The organism is Thermomicrobiales bacterium (assembly GCA_023954495.1).
GTDB lineage: Bacteria > Chloroflexota > Chloroflexia > Thermomicrobiales > CFX8 > JAMLIA01.
This window is the reverse complement of sequence record JAMLIA010000055.1, coordinates 1-21,785: the sequence shown is the minus strand read 5'-3', so window position 1 is coordinate 21,785 and position 21,785 is coordinate 1. Positions and strand designations below refer to the sequence as shown.

The 21,785-nt window shown below is 64.6% G+C and carries 17 protein-coding genes and 1 tRNA gene; 10 read left to right on the top strand and 8 right to left on the bottom strand.

The window, feature by feature from the left end; translation table 11 throughout:
- Positions 1-133: 133 nt before the first annotated feature.
- Positions 134-1,738 (bottom strand): phospholipid carrier-dependent glycosyltransferase, encoded by a 1,605-nt coding sequence (locus tag M9890_10965; protein ID MCO5177471.1) that lies wholly within the window; start codon positions 1,736-1,738, stop codon positions 134-136.
- A 113-nt stretch (positions 1,739-1,851) separates the two neighbouring features.
- Here M9890_10965 and M9890_10960 point away from each other — a divergent pair, with 113 nt between their 5' ends.
- A complete protein-coding gene (locus M9890_10960; protein MCO5177470.1) occupies positions 1,852-2,517 on the top strand; it encodes an endonuclease III in 666 nt (221 codons plus the stop codon).
- 4 nt (positions 2,518-2,521) lie between these two features.
- On the opposite strand, the gene M9890_10955 is transcribed toward M9890_10960, so the two are convergent.
- Positions 2,522-3,241 (bottom strand): redox-sensing transcriptional repressor Rex, encoded by a 720-nt coding sequence (locus M9890_10955; GenBank protein MCO5177469.1) that lies wholly within the window; start codon positions 3,239-3,241, stop codon positions 2,522-2,524.
- Positions 3,242-3,433: 192 nt separating this feature from the next.
- Positions 3,434-4,285 carry an adenosine deaminase gene (add, locus tag M9890_10950; protein ID MCO5177468.1) on the bottom strand — a complete coding sequence of 284 codons (852 nt, stop codon included), beginning with the start codon at positions 4,283-4,285 and terminating at the stop codon, positions 3,434-3,436.
- Between the two features lie 351 nt (positions 4,286-4,636).
- Between add and M9890_10945 the strand changes: the two genes are divergently transcribed.
- The 3 genes from M9890_10945 (at position 4,637) to M9890_10935 (ending at position 7,285) form a co-directional block, all read left to right on the top strand.
- The gene (locus M9890_10945; protein ID MCO5177467.1) at positions 4,637-5,149 is read left to right on the top strand and encodes a hypothetical protein; all 513 of its coding nucleotides are present in this window, start codon (positions 4,637-4,639) and stop codon (positions 5,147-5,149) included.
- 17 nt (positions 5,150-5,166) lie between these two features.
- Positions 5,167-6,294, top strand: coding sequence for an aminotransferase class V-fold PLP-dependent enzyme (locus M9890_10940; GenBank protein ID MCO5177466.1), 1,128 nt, complete (start codon positions 5,167-5,169; stop codon positions 6,292-6,294).
- A 340-nt stretch (positions 6,295-6,634) separates the two neighbouring features.
- Positions 6,635-7,285 carry a hypothetical protein gene (locus M9890_10935; protein ID MCO5177465.1) on the top strand — a complete coding sequence of 217 codons (651 nt, stop codon included), beginning with the start codon at positions 6,635-6,637 and terminating at the stop codon, positions 7,283-7,285.
- 50 nt (positions 7,286-7,335) lie between these two features.
- Here the strand turns inward: M9890_10935 and M9890_10930 are convergent, their stop codons facing one another.
- Positions 7,336-7,824: a hypothetical protein gene (locus M9890_10930; protein ID MCO5177464.1), complete on the bottom strand. Its 489-nt coding sequence runs from the start codon at positions 7,822-7,824 to the stop codon at positions 7,336-7,338.
- 173 nt (positions 7,825-7,997) lie between these two features.
- Here M9890_10930 and M9890_10925 point away from each other — a divergent pair, with 173 nt between their 5' ends.
- Complete coding sequence (locus M9890_10925; protein MCO5177463.1) at positions 7,998-8,456, top strand: hypothetical protein; 459 nt, start codon at positions 7,998-8,000, stop codon at positions 8,454-8,456.
- Between the two features lie 32 nt (positions 8,457-8,488).
- On the opposite strand, the gene M9890_10920 is transcribed toward M9890_10925, so the two are convergent.
- Positions 8,489-10,180 carry a M14 family metallopeptidase gene (locus tag M9890_10920; GenBank protein ID MCO5177462.1) on the bottom strand — a complete coding sequence of 564 codons (1,692 nt, stop codon included), beginning with the start codon at positions 10,178-10,180 and terminating at the stop codon, positions 8,489-8,491.
- Positions 10,181-10,346: 166 nt separating this feature from the next.
- On the opposite strand from M9890_10920, the gene M9890_10915 reads away from it, so the two are divergent.
- From M9890_10915 to M9890_10905, 3 genes are all read left to right on the top strand, one after another.
- Positions 10,347-10,709, top strand: a complete 363-nt coding sequence (locus tag M9890_10915) for a hypothetical protein (protein ID MCO5177461.1) — start codon at positions 10,347-10,349, stop codon at positions 10,707-10,709.
- 181 nt (positions 10,710-10,890) lie between these two features.
- On the top strand, positions 10,891-12,096 hold the full coding sequence (locus M9890_10910; protein MCO5177460.1) for an MFS transporter: 1,206 nt from the start codon (positions 10,891-10,893) through the stop codon (positions 12,094-12,096).
- A gap of 26 nt (positions 12,097-12,122) precedes the next feature.
- Positions 12,123-13,094 carry a nitronate monooxygenase gene (locus M9890_10905; protein ID MCO5177459.1) on the top strand — a complete coding sequence of 324 codons (972 nt, stop codon included), beginning with the start codon at positions 12,123-12,125 and terminating at the stop codon, positions 13,092-13,094.
- Positions 13,095-13,648: 554 nt separating this feature from the next.
- Here M9890_10905 and M9890_10900 read toward each other — a convergent pair.
- The 3 genes from M9890_10900 to M9890_10890 all read right to left on the bottom strand — a co-directional run bounded on the left by M9890_10900 (position 13,649) and on the right by M9890_10890 (position 18,075).
- Positions 13,649-15,769, bottom strand: coding sequence for a tetratricopeptide repeat protein (locus M9890_10900; GenBank protein MCO5177458.1), 2,121 nt, complete (start codon positions 15,767-15,769; stop codon positions 13,649-13,651).
- Positions 15,766-17,280, bottom strand: a complete 1,515-nt coding sequence (locus M9890_10895) for a hypothetical protein (protein ID MCO5177457.1) — start codon at positions 17,278-17,280, stop codon at positions 15,766-15,768. Before M9890_10895 ends, M9890_10900 begins: the two co-directional genes overlap by 4 nt.
- Before the next feature lie 153 nt (positions 17,281-17,433).
- Positions 17,434-18,075 carry a haloacid dehalogenase gene (locus M9890_10890; protein ID MCO5177456.1) on the bottom strand — a complete coding sequence of 214 codons (642 nt, stop codon included), beginning with the start codon at positions 18,073-18,075 and terminating at the stop codon, positions 17,434-17,436.
- 297 nt (positions 18,076-18,372) lie between these two features.
- Here M9890_10890 and M9890_10885 point away from each other — a divergent pair.
- Positions 18,373-18,448 (top strand) — tRNA-Ala (locus tag M9890_10885).
- Between the two features lie 303 nt (positions 18,449-18,751).
- Entirely contained in the window at positions 18,752-21,559 is a 2,808-nt protein-coding gene (locus tag M9890_10880) for a leucine--tRNA ligase (GenBank protein MCO5177455.1), read from the top strand.
- Positions 21,560-21,785: the final 226 nt, after the last annotated feature.

Here is a 21,785-nt window from a genome sequence, read left to right as displayed (position 1 = left end):
ATCCCCCTGGCTTGATCGCCAGCCATTCGGCGTCCTGCGGCACGGCGTTGACGCGCCATCGTATCGTCGGTGCGGGCCTTGTAGGTCGATTGCGCAGATTCGATCCAGGGTCGTTCGGCGCGGCAGGGTCGCCTCACGGCGAGGACAGGCCGGGTCCTGTCCGTACGCATGGTTCGTGCTCCGGCTCGATTGCGCTGTCGCTCCGGCGCAGCACACCGAACAGCAGTGCGACACCAACAACGCCCATGATCGCTACTCCACCGACAAACAGATTGGCTTGCAGATCGCTGAAGCCGATCTTCTGCAAGTTGAAGGTGATGACGCTGATGTCGCGGCCATCCCAGAGGCGGCGGACATGCTCGACGATCGGCGAGGTCGATAGGTGCCAGTAGATGTCCGGGTCGGCGTTGCCGCGACCGGCCTGCTCGTACTGGGCATGAATCTCGATCAGGTAGGGGTTGAAGTCGACGATACTGCCGAGTAGCGCAACACCCACACCGAGCGCCGCCAGGATCCAGGCGGCGACCCGAGCTGTTGCTGATGAGCGCAATAGCGGGCCGAGACCGAGGATGGCGAACGGCAGCAGCGGCACGAGCATGCGCGGTCCCCAGACCCAGCCGCCCCACCACGACCACCACTTGGCGTTCTGGATCAGCACGATCACCGCGATTGCAGCGTAGAGCGCAGCGGTCGCACGCTGCTCGCGCCAGAAGCGCGGCCAGCCGACGACGGCCAACGCCGTCAGCGGCGCATACAGGAACAGGCTCTTCCCCGGACTGATGAGCAGCCCCGCCAGGCCGGAGAGCAGCGGTGTATCAAACCGCTCGCCGGCGTAGCCGTTGTTCAGCGGGCTGCCGAAGCGGGCAGCATTGTGCCAGAGCAGCAGCGCGAGGCAGGCTAGCGCCGGCACGCCGAACGCCAGCGCCGCCGTGGTGACCGAGCGCTTCCAGTCGGGCGGCAGCGCTCGGCGCTGGCGCACTCGCCGCAGGCGGCCGCTGAGAGCGACGATCGCCGCACCCTCGGGATGCGGCAGAGCAGCCCAGATCGCGTACAGCAGGAATGGTGGGATGAGCAGCGCGCCAACGACGCGCGTTAGCACGGCGTAGCCGAGGCCGAGCGAGGCGAGCGCCAGCCAGGCGAAGCGCGTGTTTCCCGATATCTGCCGATAGGCGAGCAGACCGAGCGCGGCCATGAGCAGGCAGGCGGTGAACAGTGGCTCGCTGAAGAACGTTTTGGAGTACGGCCAGGCGAGTGTCGTCAGGCCCCAGGCGAGCGCCAGCCCGCAGGCCAGCCGGATGCCGTTACCCAGTCGCAACGCCAGCAGGAAGACGAGCACGCCGGTGGCAGCTGTGACGAGTTGGTTGAACAGCGAGACTGCATAGAGGTAGAGCGCCTGATCGAAGATGGGGCCGAGTGCGACCTCACGCAGCGCCTTGGCGAGCAGGATCGGGATGGCAGCCAGGAGAGGCTGGCCCAATCCGTACTTCGAGAAGTACAGGCCGTGCTGCCCCTCGACGATCTGCCAGGCGAGGTCGGAGTTGGGGTCGAGGACGATCGTGTGCCGTAGTGCCAGCGCCTTGGCCGTCTCATACATCACATAACCATCGGAGCTGTAGAACTCGCCGCCGTGGGTGAGGAGGTAACAGGCCAGCAGGGTGAGAAACAGTCCGGCGGCCGCCCGTAACACCGTTCGCCCGCGTACTCCGGCTGCGTGCATCTGTCGTGCCGGTTCGTCCATCAGATCCTGCTCCTGCGCTGCATCAACACCGAATAGTATCGAAACGCACGTCCCGTAGCCGATGGCACGAGAGACGCGACGTAGCTGACGGTGATGCTGAGAGAGGCGACCGCATGGCGAAACAGGCATTCGACATTGATGATGTCATGCTACGGCTGGCGCAGGCTGTCGAGCCATACCCGAAGGCGGCGCTCTTCGAGCTCGCGGGGCGCGGCTATACGTCGCCGTTCGAGCAGCTCGTTGCCTGCATGATCTCGATTCGCACTCGCGACGAGACGACGCTGCCCGTCGCCGAGGCGCTGTTCCAGCAGGCGCGGACGCCGTACGCGATGCTGCAGCTGGGTGTAGCAACGGTTGAACGCCTCATCAGTCGTGCCACGTTCCACGAATCGAAGGCACGCCAGATCGTTCAGATCGCGCAGCGGGTCATTGACGAGTTTGGCGGCGAGGTGCCGTGTGATGACGAACAGCTGCAGACATTCCCCGGAGTTGGACCGAAGTGCGCGTATCTGGTGTTGGGGATTGCCTGCGATGCGCCGCGGGTGTCAGCCGACATCCATGTCCATCGCGTCACCAACCGCTGGGGCTACGTGCAGACGCGGACTCCCGAGCAGACGATGGTCGTGCTGGAGGAGAAGCTACCGCGGAAGTACTGGCTGGAGATCAACCGCCTGCTGGTGCCGTTCGGCAAGCACATCTGCACTGGCAACCTGCCGCGCTGCTCAACCTGCCCGCTGCTGGATGTCTGCCAACAGGTTGGTGTGACGGCGCATCGCTAGCGGTCTACCAGCCCGGCGTTGGCTCTGGCGACATGCGGCGTGATTCTGGCTTCGTCGCATTGGACGATTCCGGATCGTCGCTCAGATAATAGGTCATCGACTGCATTGCGCCGGTTGGGTCGATCTCGCGCACCCAGACGGTCTCTGGGACACGCAGAATGACCGGTGCGTAGTTGAGGATTGCGCGGACACCGCCATCGATCAGCGCGTCGGCGGCCTCCTGGCCTGCCGCAGCCGGCACGGCGATGATGCCCATGTGGATGTTCTTCTCGCGAACGACGCGGGTGATCTCGTCGGCATGCTCGACAAGGACGCCGTCCTCGGAGCGCTGGCCGATACGATCTGGATTGCGGTCGAAGATTGCGGCGATCTCGAACGTTTTCGAACCGAAGCCACGGTAGGCGGCGATGGCGCGGCCAAGGTTGCCGAATCCGACGAGCGCCACGTCCCAATGCCGATCCAGCTGAAGAATGTGCTCGATCTCCGCCACGAGCGTCGTGACGTCGTAGCCTTTGCCCTGCTTCCCGAACTTGCCAAAGTAGGAGAGATCGCGCCGGATTTGCGCCGCAGTGACGCCGATTTCCTCGGCCAGATCGTCGGACGAGACTGTCGCGGTACCGCTGTCGGCGATCAGCTTGAGGGTCCGGACGTAAATCGGTAATCGGCGAATGACAATGTCCGGTATCGCATGCTCGGCCCGTTGGCCGCGCTCTGCCTGTTCCATGAAATGCCCTGTTGCTTGTCGCGCGGCGGCCCTGATCGACCGTCGCGCTACCAACCCCTCACCCCGAGGTGTCTGCCGCTCAGCGCACAACGACCGCTGTCGCACACGGTCGCCTGCAGAGAATATGTACCCGCAGCGTGCTCAGGTGCCGAGCGGGGAGTACTGAATGCTACATCGTGGAGAAATGCACAATCAACGTTGTGGCTCGTCCGGCTGCCGCAGGGCGTCAATCTCCGTGTCGAAACGGGCGATGAGCGCTGCCCGTTCTTCGTCCGGCAGGAAGGCCGCCTCCGCCGCGCGGCGCGAGATCGCGACCAGCTCGTCGATGGTGAATCCGGCGTGCCTGGCGAGGGCTTCGTACTCGCCGGTCAGCGTCGCGTCGAACATCGGCGGGTCGTCAGTGTTGATCGTCACCAGCACGCCGGCGTCATAAAGCGCGCGAATCGGATGCTCGCTGTAGCTGGTCGAAACACCGAGGCAGATGTTGCTGGTTGGTGACACCTCCAGCACGGTGCCAGTGCCAGCAAGATGGTGCAGCAGGTCAGGGTCCTGCACGCTGGTCACACCATGGCCGATGCGTTCAGCGCCACTATTGAGTGCATCCCAGACGCTCTCGGGTCCGACCGTCTCACCCGCGTGGAGGCTGATGCGCGCGCCGCGTTCGCGTGCGAATGCGATCGCGGCTGCGTGGGGCGCTGCCGGGAATCCGATTTCGGTGCCGCCCAGGCCGAGACCCACGAGTCCATTGCCGAGGTTGTCGACGCACCACTCGGCGATCGCCTGCACCTCCTCTGGCGTGCGGATGCGGACGGCATCGACGATGAACTGCATGCGAACGCCGAAATCGGTCCAGACCTGACGGGCAGCGGCTTCGCAGCCGGCCAGCACGATATCGGGTAGCGCGCGGGTGCGCGGCTTCAGCGGCGAGGTCGGTGAGATCGTCACCTCAAGGTAGTGGACATTCTGCGCTTTGGCTGTCTCGCCCAGCTCCCAGGCCACGCGCTCATAATCTTCTGCGGTCTGGAGGCTATCGCAGGCGGCCATGAACAGCTCGATGAAATGGTTGAAGTCGCGGAACCGATACCATTCGCGGGCGCGCTCTCGGCGTCGTTGAACGGGTATTCAACTCCATGGCGACGACCGAGATCGACGAGCGTCTTCCGGGCGGACAGAGCCTTCCAGGTACATACGAAGCTCTGCTTTTGGCATCTGGGCAAGGAAGTGTCGGTTGGCGTCCGAGAGGGATGGGGGCTGGTTGATCATCGGCTCCGATTTCTGGTGAGCGGGCGTCTTGCAGGTCGCGATTGTAGCAGCCAACACAGTCGCGCGGGTTAGCATTGCAGGCGATAATGCTGTCACGATGCTGGAACGACATGAAACGAGGAGTACGCAGGCATGGCAAGTTGGGTTGAGACAGCCGGGTTCATCGCAAGTAGTCCTGTGCGGGTGAGCGTGATGATCGCGCTGGCGCAGACCGAACGGGCGCTTGATGAGATAACGCTGGCTCAAACTGGCGGCCTGCTGCATCAGCGGATTACGGGGCAGCCGGTGGAGACGGCGATCGTCATCTCGCAGATCAGCGAGCTGGCGAAGCACGGCGCGATTGCGCGCGACGACAGCGGCTTCCGCTGGCAGCTCACTGCGCTCGGCACGCTCGTCAGTCGCCAATGGGCGGTCGCCAGTCGCGAGCCAGAGGGCGAGGATCCGCTTGATACCGATCAGATCCGCACCTGGCGCAACAGCCTGGTCGCCCAGCTTGAGTCAGACGCGGGGCTGGCGGATGAGGCCGACATCTCGATGGAAGAGTTGCTGGCCGGGCAGTCGTCGATGCTGGCCGAGTTGCGTGTGCTGAACCGCGTGCTGGGCGAGAACGAGCTGCCCGACTGGATTGCGGCGCTGGCGCAATAGCGACGAGGGGCACGGCTGTGGCGATCTACGACGACCTGGGGATCCGGCGGGTGATCAATGCCGACGCGCGGTTGACGCGACTCGGTGGGTCGCTGATGCCGGACGCCGTGCGTCGCGCGATGGATGACGCGGCGCGCAGCTATGTCGATCTTGACGAGCTTCACGACGCAGTTGGCCAGCGGCTGGCCGAGCTGACCGGCAACGAAGCTGCCTGTGTCACGACCGGCGCTGCGGCCGGCCTGACGCTGGCGACCCTCGCTTGCATGACTGGCAACGACCAGAACGTTATCGCGCGTCTGCCGGATCGTTCGGGCCTGCGCTCCTCGATCATCTATCAGCGCCCTCATCGGATCGGCTATCTCGCGGCGGTCGCGCTGTCTGGCGCGCGCTTGATCGAGATCGGCGTCGAGCCCGACGTGCATCCGGCTGAGCTGGAGGCCGCGATCGATGAGGAGACGGCCGCCGTCCTGTTTGTGGCCGGGTCGCACCTCAGCGAGGGGGCTCTGCCGCTGGAGGAGGTCGTCGAGACCGCCCACGCGCGTGGCGTGCCGGTGATCGTCGATGCCGCTGCGCAGCTGCCGCCGGCCTCGAACTTCTGGCACTTCAGCCGCGACCTCGGCGCGGACCTGGTCATCTTCAGTGGTGGCAAGGACCTGCGCGGCCCGCAGGCGAGCGGGCTCGTCGTTGGTCGCCCCGACCTCATCCAGGCGATCCGGCGTCATGGGTCGCCGAACCCACGGCTGGCGCGCGGCATGAAGGTCGGCAAGGAGGAGAGGGCCGGGCTCCTCGCCGCCGTCACCAGCTATCTCGTGCTCGATCATGAGGCGCGCGTCGCCGGTTTCGAGGCTGACGTCGCGAGTTGGATCGCGACGCTCGCGGACGTGCCGGGCATCATCGTCGAGCGCGAGTTTCCCAACGAGGCTGGTCAGCCGATGCCACGCTGCCGGGTGACATTCACCGGCCCGGAGGACGCTGCACGGCGCGATGCGGTCGTCGCAATGCTCTGGGATGGCGACCCGCGTGTGGCGGTCAAGGCGGTCGGTGTCAACGCCATCTCGTTCACGCCAGATACCCTCGAACCGGGCGAATCTGCCGTCGTTGGCGATCGCGTGCGACTTGCGTGCTACGCAACTCTTGCTAACTAGTTATCTCAAACCTGTCACGAGAATCTGACGAGGCTTGCACCAGTTTCCGCATATGGACGCGCAACCTGCGTTCGTTCGCGGTTGACTTCGGCATCTCCCACAGTGTATTGTCTGGCTAACGCGAATGATCTCTTTCGCATGTTGACAATCTTTGTCAACGAGTCACAGTCCGAGATCATTCCTGTGGCGCGATCGGCAGCCAGTCGGTCGCTGTCTTCGGCGTCAGGACGCGAAAGTCGGGGGTTCGCGCAGGATGCCACCCGTTTGTACGGACGCAGATCGCTCGCCGAATCGTGCCAATCTGGCAGAGGCGGGCAGCGGTGGGAGAGTGACGAGAGTGATGGAAGCTCCGACGAAACGATCCGGGGTGCTCGCGATCGTGGCGTTGATGATGGTCGGGCTACTGCTGGCGGCTTGCGGTTCGCCGGACGATTCGGCGGATACGGCGATCTCGGCCGGGGCGGCTGGAACATCGGAACCGCAAGTTGCTGCGGCGACCGCGACCCGCGAATCAACGCCACGGCCGACGCCAACGCTGGCTCCGACGCAGACCGTCGTGGTCCCGGCAGCGACGCCGACGGCGATTCCCGAGCCGAAGCCGGGCATCGGCGACACGATCCAGACCGAGGGCTGGGATCTAACGATCACCGGCTACGATCTGTTCAAGCGCGTTGGCGACAGCACCGCCGACGGCATGTTCCTCTATCTCCAGCTGACCATCAAGAACACCACCGCCGAGGCGCGCGCGTTCCCATATGACGGGCTGGTGGTTGTCGACATCCAGGGTGATTCGTACTTCCTGGCGACAGATGCCACGCGCGAATCACTCACCTACGACAAGGGCATCGACATGTCTGCGCTGGTGCAGCCGGGCGAGGAGCAGCAGACGGCTGCGATCTTCGACACGCCGGCCAATGCCACCGGGTTCACGCTGACGACGCCATCGCGTGTCTTCGAGATCCTGTTGCAGTACCAGCAGCCGAGTAAGTAGCAACGCGACATTGTACCGCCCCGCCCGGTGACCCCGGGCGGGGCGGTGTTCTATTTCCCGACGATCGTCTGGATGCGCTGCAGCGCGCTGTGGTCGGCCTCGGGCAGATCGAGCGACGTGAGCCGACGCAGCGTGCGCTGCAGCTCGCGATCCACGTTCGCTGCCCGGAGATCCAAACTGCTCGTCTCAGCATCGGCGAAGGCGTCGGCGATGGCGACGAGGATCGTCCAGGCGTAGCCGGGCCGCAGCTCGTTCATCGCGATCGCGAGGATCTTTGCCGACTGGTCGGCATCGAGCGTGTGGAGTGCGGTCATCCCGAGGATGACCTGACAGCCGATCTCGGCCGGCACGCGCTCGACCAGCAGCTGTAGAGACTCGCCCTGCGCCCCTTCGATCAGTGCCCAGTCTGCTGTGGTGTGGCGCTGAAACGTCTGCTGATAGGCGAAAAGCGCGGCATCCTCGCGCATCGGCCAGTCGTCGATTGGCCCGCCTTCAGCGAGTAGGCGGCTCACTTCGTTGCTGTGTGGCGTGTCCTGCACTGCCCTACCTGTCCTGTTGGACTGTCCGAACGAACATTATGTATCCGACCGTTTCACCGATGCCCGCCGCGCGGCCCTCCGCTAACCTGAGTGCATGGTACGACGGTGTACCGACGCGATGAAGCGCCAGCAGGCGACAACGATGTCGCCAGATCACGAACGGATGGCCCATGATGACGATGAACTACCGCATTGCACGACACTACCTGGCCGTTGGAGACGAGCCATGCATCGTCATCACCAAATCCGCACCGGCACCGGTGCTACTGATTGATGCCGACGAAGATTGCCGCGAGGCGCTGGGGATGCTGATTGACGACATTCCCGGTGTTGGTCCGGTCTGGACTGCCGGATCAGCGACAGACGCCCTGCCGATCGCTCGCGCGGAGAGCCCGGCGATCATCTACCTCGATGCGCCCCGCACACCTGATGCGGTCGATGTCGTTCGCGCTCTGCGCGCCGCGTCTCCGCGCGCAGCGATCGTACTGCTCTGCCTCTACCCGGAGCACCTGTCGCCCGCGATGGCGGCGGTTGTCGACCACTGCCTGCACAAGGACGTCAGCTACGCCGAGCTCGAATCGATCACGCTGCGGATGCTGGCAAACGCGCGCCCCGCTCACGGCGGTGCGTGACAGCGGGGCGCGTCTGCTGCGTCAGTTGGCGATCAGGCCAGCGAAACCGTCTCCCGGACAGTGCCGCCCTTCTGCGACGTGGCGGTGATCGTCACTTCGCCGGTGCCGCGGACGAGCCACTCGAGCAGCCGTTCGTTCTCGACCTTGCCGGCACCGAAGGCGAACATCATGCCGCGAGCGGCGCTACGGCCCTGCAGGTGGCCGATGACCTGCTTCTTCTTGCCGATGATCGGCTCGGCACCCTCGATCTGCACCTCAACCGGCTTGGCGATTCCGGCTCGCTGAGCCATTTCGCTGCCGTACGACGGCAGGTAGCCCTCGTTGACGACGAGCGCGCGGATGACGAACGCATCGTCGGCGATCTTCTCGACCTCGACGTCCTGAATCGCCAGCTTGGGTGTCATCGCCGCCTGGCGGACTGAGAACGCGGCGTTGCGCTCGCACTCATCCAGCAGGAATTCGGACGGCGCGTTCTGGCGGACTTCCTTCAGCTTCCAGCCGCCGATCTCGACGATGCCCAGCTGCGGGTGCTCGAACTCGCTCCAGCGCACGAAGCACCGACCGCCGAGCTGCTCGTCGTTGAACTTCAGCAGCTTCAGGCCGTCGTCCTCGGTCTGCTCGCGGACGACGCGCATCGGGTCCTTGGCCGGCTTCTCGATGCCGGCGCGGGATTGCAGGTCCCACAGCTCAGTGGCGAAGGAGAAGATGCCGAGGTGATCGTAAGTCCACTCGATGAAGCCGCCGGATGTATTGCGTCGCCCGCGGTCGTCCAGCTCGGGGAACGCGTCGTAGACCGGCGTGCAGGGATAGCCGGTGATGCGCTCGCCGATCTGGCCCATCTTCTGGTACGTCTCCATGTCGCGCGGCGGAATGGCGCTATCGCCGACGGCGCATGGGGAGCGCAGCAGCACGCCGCCCATCGTGTGGTAGTTCTGCAGAATGACGATGTTGCGATGCGACTCGACGAACTGCGCCACGGCGCGCGTCTCCGGCTCGGAGAGCGGGAACGGTCCACCACCGCGTTGCAGCGTCGTCCAGTTTGACGGCCAGTTGCGGTTCTGATCCAGCCCCCACTTGGGGCGTGCCAGCTTGATCGGGCCACGGACGTAGTCGTTCAGCAGACCCTCGGTGTAGAGGCGGTAGAAATCGCCGGTCAGCTCGTCCGGCTGGCGCTTCACCATCAGGCGGTCGTCGTGCTCGGAGACGCGCCACTCGCCCTTCGGGTCCTTGACGCGCATCTGCAGGATCAGCCCGTCGTCGTTGATGTCCTCCGGCGTCAGGCCATCGTCGGGATCGCCGCCCGGCCACTCGCGCACCGACGAGCGCAGCGTGTACGGCGTCGTGAGATACAGCTCCGCACCGTCCGGCTGGACGCGCGGCGCGATGTAGAACGTGCGCGTGTCGAGAAGCTCGGTGATGTCGGCGTCGCTACCGTAACCGCTCAGCAGCATTTCGGCAGTGTACAGCGCGACATTGCAGCCGGTGACTTCGCCGGCGTGGATGTTGCCGTCGATGTACATGGCCGGCTTGTCGTCCGCCGCGCCGGTCTCCTGGTTTGTGATCGTGACCAGCCAGATGTCGCGGCCCTCGTGCGACTGGCCGATCGATTCCAGCGTCGCCAGCTTCGGGTATGACGCGACGAGGCCCTGCAGCAGGCTCGTCAGCTCGTCGAACGTGTGGAAGCGCGAGACATCGATCTGGCGCTCACCCTGTTGTGCGGTCATCTGCCCCACCATCTACTTCAAATCGTGCATCCGCATCGGCCACCACCGCCGAGCGGCTCCGACAGAGTAGCCCGTTTTGTGACGCTTGTCACGAGGTGTTGGCACGTGTGTTGCCGGGTTTGAAGCAGACCCACGAAGGGTCTGCGCACACTGAAAGGAGGCGCTCATGAGCGCGAAGGTTCAGATGCACGGTGACTACGAGCTGTTTGAGACGACCAAGGACAACCGCATTCTGGTGTTGAATGGTGATGACTGGTTTGCCTGGGTCGAGGGCCAGCAGAGTCCACTGCTGGTCAAATCTGACAGCGATCACAAGAAGCAGAAGACCTTCTCGAAGGGTGAGTTCTACCTGATTGATTTCAAGGACGATCCGGATTTCCGTGACCAGCCGCACCTGTTCCTGGAGGAGGGCAAGCATTTCAGGGACGTGATCCTGCCGAACGGGCTGCCGACCAATAGCGACAAGCAGAAGCGCCTGGTCGATAGCGATGAGACGGTCACGAAGAAGAAGCTGGAGCGATATATCTAGCGCGCGAAACGGATCGGCTCGTTGGTGCGACGTTGAGGACATCTTCGCTCGCGCCAGTTTGGGTGCTCGGTGCAGCGCGGTTCAATGGAGCGGTCAACGCAGTATGCTGTGTGCAGTCCCGTTTTGGTAACGCCCCGGCTCTGCACCCTGATCCTGCAGTTCGATGCGACGGAGCACCAGCGTGTCGACCACCGTCCCGGTTCTTACTCCGCGTCCCACCAGACCAGGGTTGGCGTTGGCAGCGATTTCCTGTGCCCTGCTGTTAGGGATGACGACATGGTTCTCAGCCACGGCGGTTCTACCGCAACTGCGTACCGAGTGGGGTGTGTCAGATCTGACCGGCTCGTTGCTGACTATCGCCGTCCAGCTTGGGTTCGTGGTCGGGTCGCTCATAGCTGCCGCTTTCAACCTGCCGGACATCGTGCCGCCGCAGCGACTGATGCTGTATGGCGCATTCCTCGCAGCCACGGCCAACGCCGTGCTGTTGCTGGCGGACGGTCCCGCGTTGGCCGTGCCACTGCGCTTCGTGACTGGCATCGGGCTGGCCGGTGTGTACCCACCGGCGCTCAAGGCACTGGCGACCTGGTATCGCTCCGGCCGCGGTGCCGCACTCGGCGCGATTACCGCCGCAGTCACCCTCGGTTCGGCGACGCCGCATCTCATCAATGGGATCGGCGGGGTTGATTGGCATCTCGTTGTTGCGTTGACCTCCGCGCTGACGCTCATCGGCGGCGCGCTGGCCGCGCTCATACCGGAAGGCCCGTATCCGTTCCCACGCGGCGTCTTCGATCCACGCCAGATCCGCGCGACGATCGCCAATCGCGGCGTGCGTCTGGCATCACTTGGCTACTTCGGACACATGTGGGAGCTGTATGCGATGTGGGCGTGGTTCTCGGCCTTCATCCTCGCCGTCCTCAACGAGCGCGGTTGGAGCGATCCGGGACGATCGGCATCGCTGATGACGTTTGCCGTCATCGGCGTCGGTGCGGTCGGCTGCATCGTCGTCGGTCTGATCGCCGATCGCTGGCAGAGACCGCTCATCATCAACTACTCGCTGGCGGTTTCCGGTGCGTGCGCGCTCATCATCGGGTTCCTCGTTCATGCGCCGCTGCCGCTCATCTTCGGCGTCGGCCTGATCTGGGGCTTCGCTGTCGTAGCGGATTCGGCGCAGTTCTCTGCGCTCGTCACCGAGCACGCCGACCAGCGTTTTGTTGGCACGGCGCTGACACTCCAGCTCGCGGTCGGATTTGCGCTGACTGTGACGACGATCTGGCTGATCCCGTTCGCGCGTGACATCGTTGGCTGGCGGTGGGCGTTCGCGTTGCTGGGATTCGGCCCGGCGGTTGGTATCGCCGCGATGCTGCGTCTGAGTGCTGCGAATAGGTGAATCTGCGGCAGATGAGGGAGACATACATGCTGTCGACACGATTGAATGCTCTGCTGGGTATCGACTATCCAGTGCTGAACGCGCCGATGAGCGGTACGGCCACTGCTGATCTCGCCGCCGCCGTGTCGCAGGCCGGTGGCTTCGGCATGCTTGGCGGCACGAGCGCCGGTGGGGCGGACTGGCTTCGCGAGCAGATCCGCGCCGTGCGCGCGATGACCGATCGCCCGTTCGGCGTCGGCTTCATTTCGTCATTCCCGGGTGTCGATGACCTCGTGCAGGTCGCGCTGGATGAGCGCGTGGTTGCGATCAACCACTCATTTGCCGACCCAACCCCCTGGGTCGAGCCTGCCCACGCGCGTGGTGTGCTCATCTTTACGCAGGTCCAGACTGTTGCCCAGGCGACGCGCGCGGCTCAGGCCGGGGTGGATGTCGTCATTGCGCAGGGCACTGAGGCCGGCGGGCACACCGGCACGGCTGGATCGCTGGCGCTGTTGCCGGCTGTCGTTGATGCCGTCGGAGACATCCCGGTCGTCGCAGCCGGTGGCATCGGCGATGGTCGCGGCCTCGCCGCCGCGCTGCTGCTGGGCGCGACCGGCTGCTGGCTGGGAACGCGCTTCGTCGCCAGCAAGGAGTGGGCCGGTGGAGAACGCGAGCAGCAGGCAGTGCTGGCGGCGTCCGCTGATGACACCATGCGGACGAACGTCTACGACCAGGTGCGTGGCGCGACGTTCCCTGAAGGCATCGCAGACCGCGTCCTGCGCAACCCGTTCAACACAACCTGGGATGGCCGGACGGATGAGATCGCCGCCCGGCGCTCGGACTTGCGTCGCGAGCTGGAGGACGCCTCACAGCGCAACGATCCTGATGTCGTCGATGTCAGTGCTGGTGTCGCGGTCGGCCTGATCGCGACAGCCGAGCCAGCCGGTGACATCGTCCGCGCTATCGTCGCCGACGCCGAGCGCATCCTGCGTCAGCGCGTCGCGGAGCTGCTGAGCTGAGTACAGAGCGGCGAGACACCTCACGCAGGACCGAGCAGTCCAGTGCGACAGCCAGCCCGAAGCCTGCCATGTCACGCCCGGATGGCACCCGCGCAGCCGAGAAATCTTTCCTGCACTGGAAGGCGTCGAACGGGTGGGAGATTCGTCGCTGAGGCTCGGAATGACAGGACAAATGGTCTGCTGCCGTTCGGACAACTTGACATAGACAACGCACTCAATAGTCGGTCGCAATGAATTTGTCACGCGAGCAAGCCGCTATAGATACCTTCGTAGGACATGCCTCGGCTTGTCCTCGCCGTGAGGCGATCACTCCCTCGCCAATCGATCACGATGACAAGCGGAAGCGAGCGTCGTGGCGGCAATGGGCATTGCTGCTCGCGCTAAGTAGCGCCATGGCAGCAGCGCAGGAATATCGCCAATGCCTGGGTGCGCCTTGGACGTTGGCACTCCGCGACGGACAGGCCGGGGCACTGCCCCTACGAAGGTTCCGGAGGCGGCTTGCCTGACAGAAACACCGCGGTCGACTACTCAATGACACGACACCACCGGGGTGGTCAGCTGGCGTTCGACCCAACGGTGCTATCCCAGACACCCGGACAGTTATTCCAGTCCGCCTCAGCCACAAGCTGGTCGGCGAAGGCGCGAACTGGGTCGAGGTCGACGGCGGTCGACAGGTGTGTGGCTGCGGTGTCGCACTGACCGCGATGGGCGGCCAGCAGCGCCAGATGTGCTTCGGCGAGAGCGCGGTCGGGCAGAGTCTGGTAGAGACGGGCGGCGCGGGTGAAGTCGACCTCGGCGGCCTCCAGATCACCAAGCTGCATGGCGATGACGCCGCGCTGCAGCATCGGGCCGGCGCGGAAGCTCGGCTCCTCGGGCGCACGCATCAGCGCGGTCAGCTCCTGCCGAACCTGGCGCAGACCATCCAGATGATTCGAGATCGTGTTCTGCCCGATCGTCGCCTGGTCGAGCGCCTGATGGCTGGGCTGGAGCGTGACGACACGGGCGTAGTCCTGCTCGGCTGTGGCGTAGCGGTGGAAGCGTTGGGCTGCTCCGGCGTGAGCGAGGAACGCCCGTGCGCGGGCTTCGCGGTCGTCCTGTGCTGCTGCTGCTGCGCGGTCGAATGCGGTGAGCGCCTGCAGTGGCTCGCGGCGGGAGACGTGGATACTGCCCAGGTGCATCTGCGCCGTGTAGGCGACGTGATAGTCGGCCGTCTCGCTCGCGCCACTCTGGAAGAGCGCGATCGCCTCATCTTCCTGACCAATGGCGGCGTGAATCGCGCCGAGGTCGACCGCGACCCGCGCGGCGAGATCGGCATCTCCGGCCTGCGTCGCCAGTTGGCGGCCGAGCTCCAGATCGGCGATCGCGCCGTCCAGGTCGCCGGTGGCCGAGCGGAGCGCGCCGCGCTGGACCAGCACCTGCCGCAGCACTGCCGGGTCGTGGGCGGATTCGGCGGCGGCATCGCTGGCGGCCAGGGCATCGGCGCGGCGATCAAGGGATGAGAGCATCATCGCGCGCGTCAGGTGGCCGCGTGCGCGCTCATCCGGATCGGTTGCCTCCTGCGCCGCGCGGGCGTAGTCGTCCAGCGCCAGGTCGTTCAGGCCGAGTTCCTGCCGCGCGGCGGCGCGCCCTCGCCAGGCGCGTGCGCGATCGTCGGGATCGGCGCAGAGATGCGCAGCGGCACTGAACTCGTCGATCGCCAGCCCGACCAGACCGGTGAGCGCGAGGGTTGTGCCGATCTCCAGACGCGCGCGACCGTGCGGGTCGCCGTCGGGCATCAGCGCGGCAGCCTCGCCGAGCGTGTCGAGCGAGCGTTGCTGGTCGTCGCGTTCACGCTCGACGATACCGAGCAGCAGGAGCAGGTCGAACTCGGTGCGCTCGTTGGCGCTCGCGTTGTCAATCAGACCGCGACGCAGGTCCTCGCGTGCATCCTCCAGCCGCCCGATTTCGCGTAGCGCGACCGCGCGGTTATAGCGCGCGACGGCACGATCTTCGCCGTCCGGCAGTTGGGCGAGTGCGCGATCGTAGGCATCAATCGCCGCATCGTAGTCGCCGGCGAATGCGGCGCTGGTGCCGATCTGCAGCATGACGCGGGCGGCGAGAGCTGGCACGGCGGTCGCCGCGACGCTGTGCAACAGCGCGATCGACTCCTGGGCGCGGCCCGCCAGCCGGAGTGCCATTGCCAAGTCGAGCGTCGCTTCCGAGACACGCTCCTGACCGGCCCCGAGGTCGATGAGTCGCCGATGGACATCCTCCAGCAGTTCGACAGCACGCAGGATGTCGCCGTTGTCGCGCTCGATCCGGCCGAGGACCTGCTCAGCCGCGGCTCGATCGGTTGGGTTGGTGACGGTGTCGAGCAGCCGTTCGATGTCATTGCGCGCCATGTCGGTGTCGCCGAGCGCCTCGGCCACTTCGGCGCGCACCTGCAGGACGGCGGCCTGCTCCTCGGCGGACGAAGCCAACTGGAGCGCCGCATCGAGATCCGGGAAGACGAGCCCGGCGTCGTCGGCCACAAAGCGCAGCCGTGCACGCATCAGGTGCAGGGCATAGCGGCGTCCCTGATCAGGGCTGCTGCCCAACTCCTGCTCGATCAGCCGGAAAACGGCTGCGAGGTCGCCCGCGTTCAGCGCATCAACGATGTCGGTGAACGCGCCCGTACGTGATTCGTCTGTGGTCACTGCCCTGCCCCTCCTGCGATATAGACACCGGCAGAACCGGTCGCACTGAACACCGTTGAGCCGTCACCGGCCACGGCGTAATTGATGTCGTTCGAGATGGCGACGATGCCGACCGAATTCGAAGCGGAGAGGCGCGCGGTGACGACGGTGCCCGGCGCGATGGCGTCGATGAATGGCAGATAGATGACGCCGACACCGCCCGGCGGAATGATGAGTTCAACCGGCGCTTCCAGCAGATCGACGCCATAGATTGACAGGAGCTCGATCTGCACGGTTGTGCTGGAGAGCGGATCGAGATTGCTGATGCTGATGCCGGAGTTGTCGGACTTGCCCTTCTGGGGGCCTTCGCGGAACAGCAGCGGGATGGCAAGCTCCTTGTTGCGTGCGCCGGTGGTCGTGTAGGACAGCCCCTCGGTTGTCTCGTACTTCACTTCATCGACCGACGAGATGATCGGCACATTGCTGGTGATGTTCGCGCTACCGACGAATCCGGCGTTACTGACATCGGACGGTGTGTAGATGTACTGCATGGCGCTGGGCGGCACGACGAGCTGCGTGTCAGTCACATAGCCACCGTCGGCGGCCATGTATTCGACCGTGACTGTCGCCGGTACCGCCGAGGGATTGGCCAGCGTAATGCCGGTGTTCCAGCCATTGTAGGCGTTGAACAGCAGCGGTGCAGCCGTGCGGTAGCTGCCCTGAGCCAGGCTGCTGGTGGCGATCCCGACGTTGGTCATGGCCATATTGGATGATGGCTTGATGCGACGGGCGATGACGCCGAGGTCGCCGTTGCTGGTAAGCCGGGCGAACCCGATCCAGCCGACACGACTCAGCACCTGCTCGGCATTCAGCGTCCACGCCTCGCCTGGCGCCAATGATCGCGAGAAGGTCATCTCTGCGCCGCCCGGCCCGTTGGCGTTATCGAAGGCGTACAGTTTGAGCGATGTGTCTGCCGACGTGTCCCCGAGGTTCGCGACGGTGATGAGCGTATTCCAGCCGCTGTTCGTCTGGACGAGTGGCAGGACCCAACCAGCATCCGCTCCGTGCCGTGAGGCGGCGATGTCGGTGCCGGTCAGTCCGGTATAGCCGGAGACGATGTCCGTGCCATCCGACCATGGCGACGAGGCCGTCGGTGGCGAGAATGTCTTGATGCTGGCGGCAATCTGGCAGGCCGCCTCAAGCCGCATTGGTGAGCCCGGCTTCGGCACGCCGAGCGACGACGCGCCAATGGTGCGGGTTGATGCCGCATTCAATGAGAGCTGCGCCGTCCGCGTCCAGGTACCGCCCTGGACGACGAAGACGGAGAGCGCGCACGGAGTGTCGCTGACGTTATGGAACGCGACCACCGCCGACCACGACCCGAGCCCTGAAATCGCGTCGTTGTTTGGCACCCAGGGGAAGTGGATGGCATAGGTGTCCTGCGCGCTCGCAGCGGATGGCAGCGCAGCAGCGGTGAGTGAGAACAGCAGGACACCGACGAGCGCCAGCGTTCGGATGTATCCCCGGGTCATGACGGTTCTCCAGATCATCGGCCGGATGGGCAGGGCGGAAGCGCAATACCGGCGCAAAGCTCATCAGTAGTACAGGCAAGCGTGCTGGAATGATGGGCAACAGTCGCCCGGCAAGGATAACCCGAACTGGAGCTACGAACCGACCAGATGGCGCTATTGCCCGGCGCGGTTGAGCGCTGCCAGCAGGTCGCGCTGCTGCATCGAGATCGTCAGATCGCCGCGCGTGCGCTCCAGCACACCCCGCAGCATGTCGGTCGTTCGGCGCAAACCACCAGTCACAGCGTCGGGATAGTCGACACTGACCAGCAGCCCGTAGACATCGTCCATCGTCTGGAGGAGCGCCTCGGTCTGCTCCGGCTTCCCGCGTCGCAGCGCGTCAAGGATGTAGCGACGCAGCTCGCTGGCCGCTTCGGCGAGGCCGTTCAGGTAGACCGCGTCTTCGACATTGAGATCTTCCGGCGCGGGAACGCCGCTGCCGGAAATGATGCCGAGGACGATATTCGCTTCGGCCAGCTCCTTCTGCGCGTCCTGCACGTAGCCGGACCAGTAGATGTTCGGCGCGTCAACGAGATCGGCGGCCAGCGCGTCCTGCATCGCGCGCGCTTTCGTCAGCAGCTCGCGGGCTTCGTCGAAGTTGTTGCGGTGGACGGCGCGGATGGCGTTCGCACTCATACGCACGATCTGGCGCGTCTCGGCCAGCGCACGCTCGCGCGCCACGTTGGTGCTTTCCAGGCGGGCGATGACACGTTCACCAATGGTCGAGATCTGGTCGCCGGTGCGCGGAAGATCAACCATATCGTGGATCCTTTCCTGCGCGCGGACTGTACCATGTTCCAGTCCGTTTCCACGATCGGCGCAGATTGACGGTCGTTGGAGTGACGGGTATGATTAGCCGGTTCGCGGGCAACCGCGGCAATAGCATGGCGTCGATCGGGAGTAGTAGACCGAACGCAGCGAGCCGCCGGTGGTGTGAGGTGGCAAGATGGTCGAACTCGCCCGGGAGCCGTGGACGTGAATGCAACCGCAGTAGCGTCCGCCGGATAGCCTCCGTTAGCAGGCCACCAAGCGGGCCAGCCTCACTCATATCATCATGGGGCTGTAGCTCATCCGGGAGAGCGCAACACTGGCAGTGTTGAGGTACGGGGTTCGAGTCCCCGCAGCTCCACCACATGGATGACGCGGGACTGGCCAAGCAGGGTGGTACCGCGGAAGCCGAGCCTTTCGTCCCTGACCGGACGGAAGGCTCGTTGTTTTTCTCGCTGTCGGCAGGACGACGTGGTTCTGGGAGGCGGGGCGACGGGATGCCCGAAATCAGGCAATACAACGACATCGCAGCGGTGACTGACGTCGCCATGCTGACCGTCCGCCGGGCGTGGCGTGATGGCTCCCTTGCGACGCCGCGCGAGCATCCCGCTTGTGCGGCGTTGCTGCTTCTTTTGCACCCGATAGCCGACCGAGAAAGGACACCATCGTGAGCACGACACAAGGCGAGACTGAGCAAACCCAGCGCACACGGCACAGCAGGTACGACCACGCGGCAGTAGAGGCAAAGTGGCGCGAGGCGTGGGAAGATGCCGGGCTGTACCGCACCGACCTGGAGGACGACTCCCGACCGAAGTGGTACGCGGTGACGATGTATCCATACCCCAGCGGTGATCTGCACATCGGCCACTGGTACGCGATGACCCCGTCAGACACCGCCGCGCGCTACCGACGCATGCAGGGCTACAACGTCCTCTTCCCGATGGGTTTCGACGCCTTTGGCCTGCCGGCTGAGAACGCCGCGATCAAGCGCAACATTCACCCGACCAAGTGGACCCTGTCCAACATCGAGAACATGCGTCGCCAGATGCGCAATATGGGTGCGATGTTCGACTGGGACGCCGAAGTCGTTACCTGCCTGCCGGAGTACTACAAGTGGAACCAGTGGTTCTTCCTGAAGTTCCTGGAGCAGGACCTGGCCTACCGGAAGAAGCAGAACGTCTGGTGGTGCCCGAATGACCAGACGGTGCTGGCCAACGAGCAGGTGATCGACGGACGCTGCGAGCGCTGCGGTGCCGAGGTCTATCAGCGGCAGATGGAGCAGTGGTTCTTCCGCATCACGAAGTACGCCGATGAGCTGCTGGAATACCCCGACGTCGAGTGGCCCGAGAGCGGCAAGATCATGCAGCGCAACTGGATCGGTCGCTCTGAGGGTGCGCGGGTAACGTTCACCACCGAGCACGGCGACCCGATCGAAGTCTTCACCACCCGGCCCGATACACTGTGGGGCGCGACTTTCATGGTCCTGGCTCCCGAACACCCGCTCGTTGATTCGCTGACGACCGACGTGCAACGCGAAGCGGTCGACGCTTACCGGCAGCAGACAGCCCGTGAATCGGAGATCGCCCGGCAGTCCACTGAGAAGGAGAAGACGGGCGTCTTCACCGGTGGCTACGCGATCAATCCAGTCAACGGCGAGCGCGTGCCGGTCTGGATCGCTGACTATGTCCTGATTACCTACGGCACCGGCGCGATCATGGCTGTTCCGGCCCATGACGAGCGCGACTTTGCCTTCGCGCTGAAATTCGGTTTACCGATTATCCCGGTCATTCGCCGCCCGGATGGTCAGGTACGAGCAGTTGTGCCGTTCGACGCCGTGAATGACCGCGCCAATTTCCAGCACGCGCTTGGAACCATGGCAATGACGGCGACCGAAGCTGATGGTGAGTTCCACATCTCACTCGGTGGCCGTCAGGTCGATACTTTCTCTGCAATGGTTCGCTCTTCGCTGAGCCCTGGACACTGGGTCGCCTATGCTGGTGCGCGGAATGGCGTCATCTTTGCCGACAAATCGATTGAGCTGGGCAGCGTCGCTGCCGACCACGAGATTGTTCAGCGCACAGGGGTCGGGCAGACAGCGATGGGGATCCTGCACAATGAGCCGTTCTTTGTCGCTGAGCCGGAGGTGACGTTTCATAGTCACATCGGCGAGATGGTGAACTCGGGCGACCTGACTGGTACGCCTGCTGAGACAGCGATTGCGACGACGATTGAATGGCTGGAGGAGCGCGAACTCGGTTCTCGCGAGGTGACCTTCCGGATGCGCGACTGGCTGATCTCGCGCCAGCGCTATTGGGGCACGCCGATCCCGATTGTTTACTGCGATCAGTGCGGCGTCGTGCCGGTGCCAGAGGAGGATCTGCCGGTCGTCCTGCCGGACGACTCGCAGTTCAGCCCAACGGGCGAGTCGCCGCTGAAGTCGGACGAGCGCTTTATCAACACGATCTGCCCATCCTGTGGCGGGCCGGGACGGCGTGAGACCGACACGATGGATACCTTCATGGACTCGTCCTGGTATTGGTACCGCTACCTGACTCCGCACAAGGACGATGGCCCGATTGATGTCGATCTGGTTCGTCGTTGGACCCCGCTCGATCAGTACACCGGCGGCGTTGAGCACATGACGATGCACCTGCTGTACGCGCGCTTTTTCACCAAGGCGATGCGTGACATGGGTCTCGTCGAAATCGACGAGCCGTTCCGGCGGCTGTTCAACCAGGGCATCATCCTCGGCGAGGATTCGCAGAAGATGTCCAAGAGCCGCGGAAACGTCGTTGATCCAGATGAGCTGGTCGATGAGCTGGGCGCAGATACCGTCCGGCTGTTCCTGATGTTTCTTGGGCCGTGGCACCTGGGTGGCCCGTGGAATTCACGCGGTGTCTCCGGTCCGCAACGCTTCCTGGATCGTGCCTGGGCGGTTGTTACCGAGACGGCCGGCAACCCGGTCGAGGATCGCGAAGATGACGCAACCCGCGCCCTGCGCCGCGTCACGCATCAGACGATCCGCGACGTCTCCCGCGACATGGAGACGTTCTCGTTCAACACGATGGTCGCGCACCTGATGGAGTTCGTGAACGAGCTGATGCGCCAGAAGGACACCGAGGTCGCGCACACCAGCGCCTGGCGAGAGGCGATCGACACGCTGCCGCTGCTGCTGGCACCGGGTGCACCATACATCAGCGAAGAGCTGTGGCACCAACTGGGCAAGCCGTTTTCGGTGCATACGCAGTCGTGGCCCGAGTGGGACGAGGCACTCGCTGCCGAGGACACGATCGAAGTCGCCGTGCAGGTGAACGGCAAGGTCCGTGGTCACGTCAGCCTGGCACCCGATGTCAGCCAGCCTGACGCCCTCGACGCAGCCCGCGCCAACGAGCGCATCGCCGAGTACCTGTCCGGGAAGACTGTTGTCAAAGAGATCTACGTGGCCGGGCGGTTGATCAATTTCGTGGTGAGGTAGGGTGGCGGCGGCGGCTCTCACCCCCCGGCCGCTGCCCGGGTGCCCCTTGGGCGATGGCTCCCGCCCAATGCTGGGAGAGGGGGTGTCCTGTGTACGGGAGAGTGGCTGCCGGGTCTATGAAGAGGTTTGGTGAGGGATAGGCGTGCAAACATTCCGTACGGACAGGACCCGGCCTGTCCTCGCCGTGAGGCGACTCTCTCGCGTTGAATGTTCCTGTCTCGGCGCA

What these genes read in the sequence shown, in the direction of transcription:
- M9890_10895 (MCO5177457.1), bottom strand. Translation starts at nt 17,280, where the DNA reads ATGACCCGGGGATACATCCGAACGCTGGCGCTCGTCGGTGTCCTGCTG.
- M9890_10955 (MCO5177469.1), bottom strand. Translation starts at nt 3,241, where the DNA reads ATGGAACAGGCAGAGCGCGGCCAACGGGCCGAGCATGCGATACCGGAC.
- M9890_10890 (MCO5177456.1), bottom strand. Translation starts at nt 18,075, where the DNA reads ATGGTTGATCTTCCGCGCACCGGCGACCAGATCTCGACCATTGGTGAA.
- M9890_10905 (MCO5177459.1), top strand. Translation starts at nt 12,123, where the DNA reads ATGCTGTCGACACGATTGAATGCTCTGCTGGGTATCGACTATCCAGTG.
- M9890_10915 (MCO5177461.1), top strand. Translation starts at nt 10,347, where the DNA reads ATGAGCGCGAAGGTTCAGATGCACGGTGACTACGAGCTGTTTGAGACG.
- M9890_10920 (MCO5177462.1), bottom strand. Translation starts at nt 10,180, where the DNA reads ATGACCGCACAACAGGGTGAGCGCCAGATCGATGTCTCGCGCTTCCAC.
- M9890_10965 (MCO5177471.1), bottom strand. Translation starts at nt 1,738, where the DNA reads ATGGACGAACCGGCACGACAGATGCACGCAGCCGGAGTACGCGGGCGA.
- M9890_10960 (MCO5177470.1), top strand. Translation starts at nt 1,852, where the DNA reads ATGGCGAAACAGGCATTCGACATTGATGATGTCATGCTACGGCTGGCG.
- M9890_10925 (MCO5177463.1), top strand. Translation starts at nt 7,998, where the DNA reads ATGACGATGAACTACCGCATTGCACGACACTACCTGGCCGTTGGAGAC.
- M9890_10945 (MCO5177467.1), top strand. Translation starts at nt 4,637, where the DNA reads ATGGCAAGTTGGGTTGAGACAGCCGGGTTCATCGCAAGTAGTCCTGTG.
- M9890_10935 (MCO5177465.1), top strand. Translation starts at nt 6,635, where the DNA reads ATGGAAGCTCCGACGAAACGATCCGGGGTGCTCGCGATCGTGGCGTTG.
- add (MCO5177468.1), bottom strand. Translation starts at nt 4,285, where the DNA reads ATGGCCGCCTGCGATAGCCTCCAGACCGCAGAAGATTATGAGCGCGTG.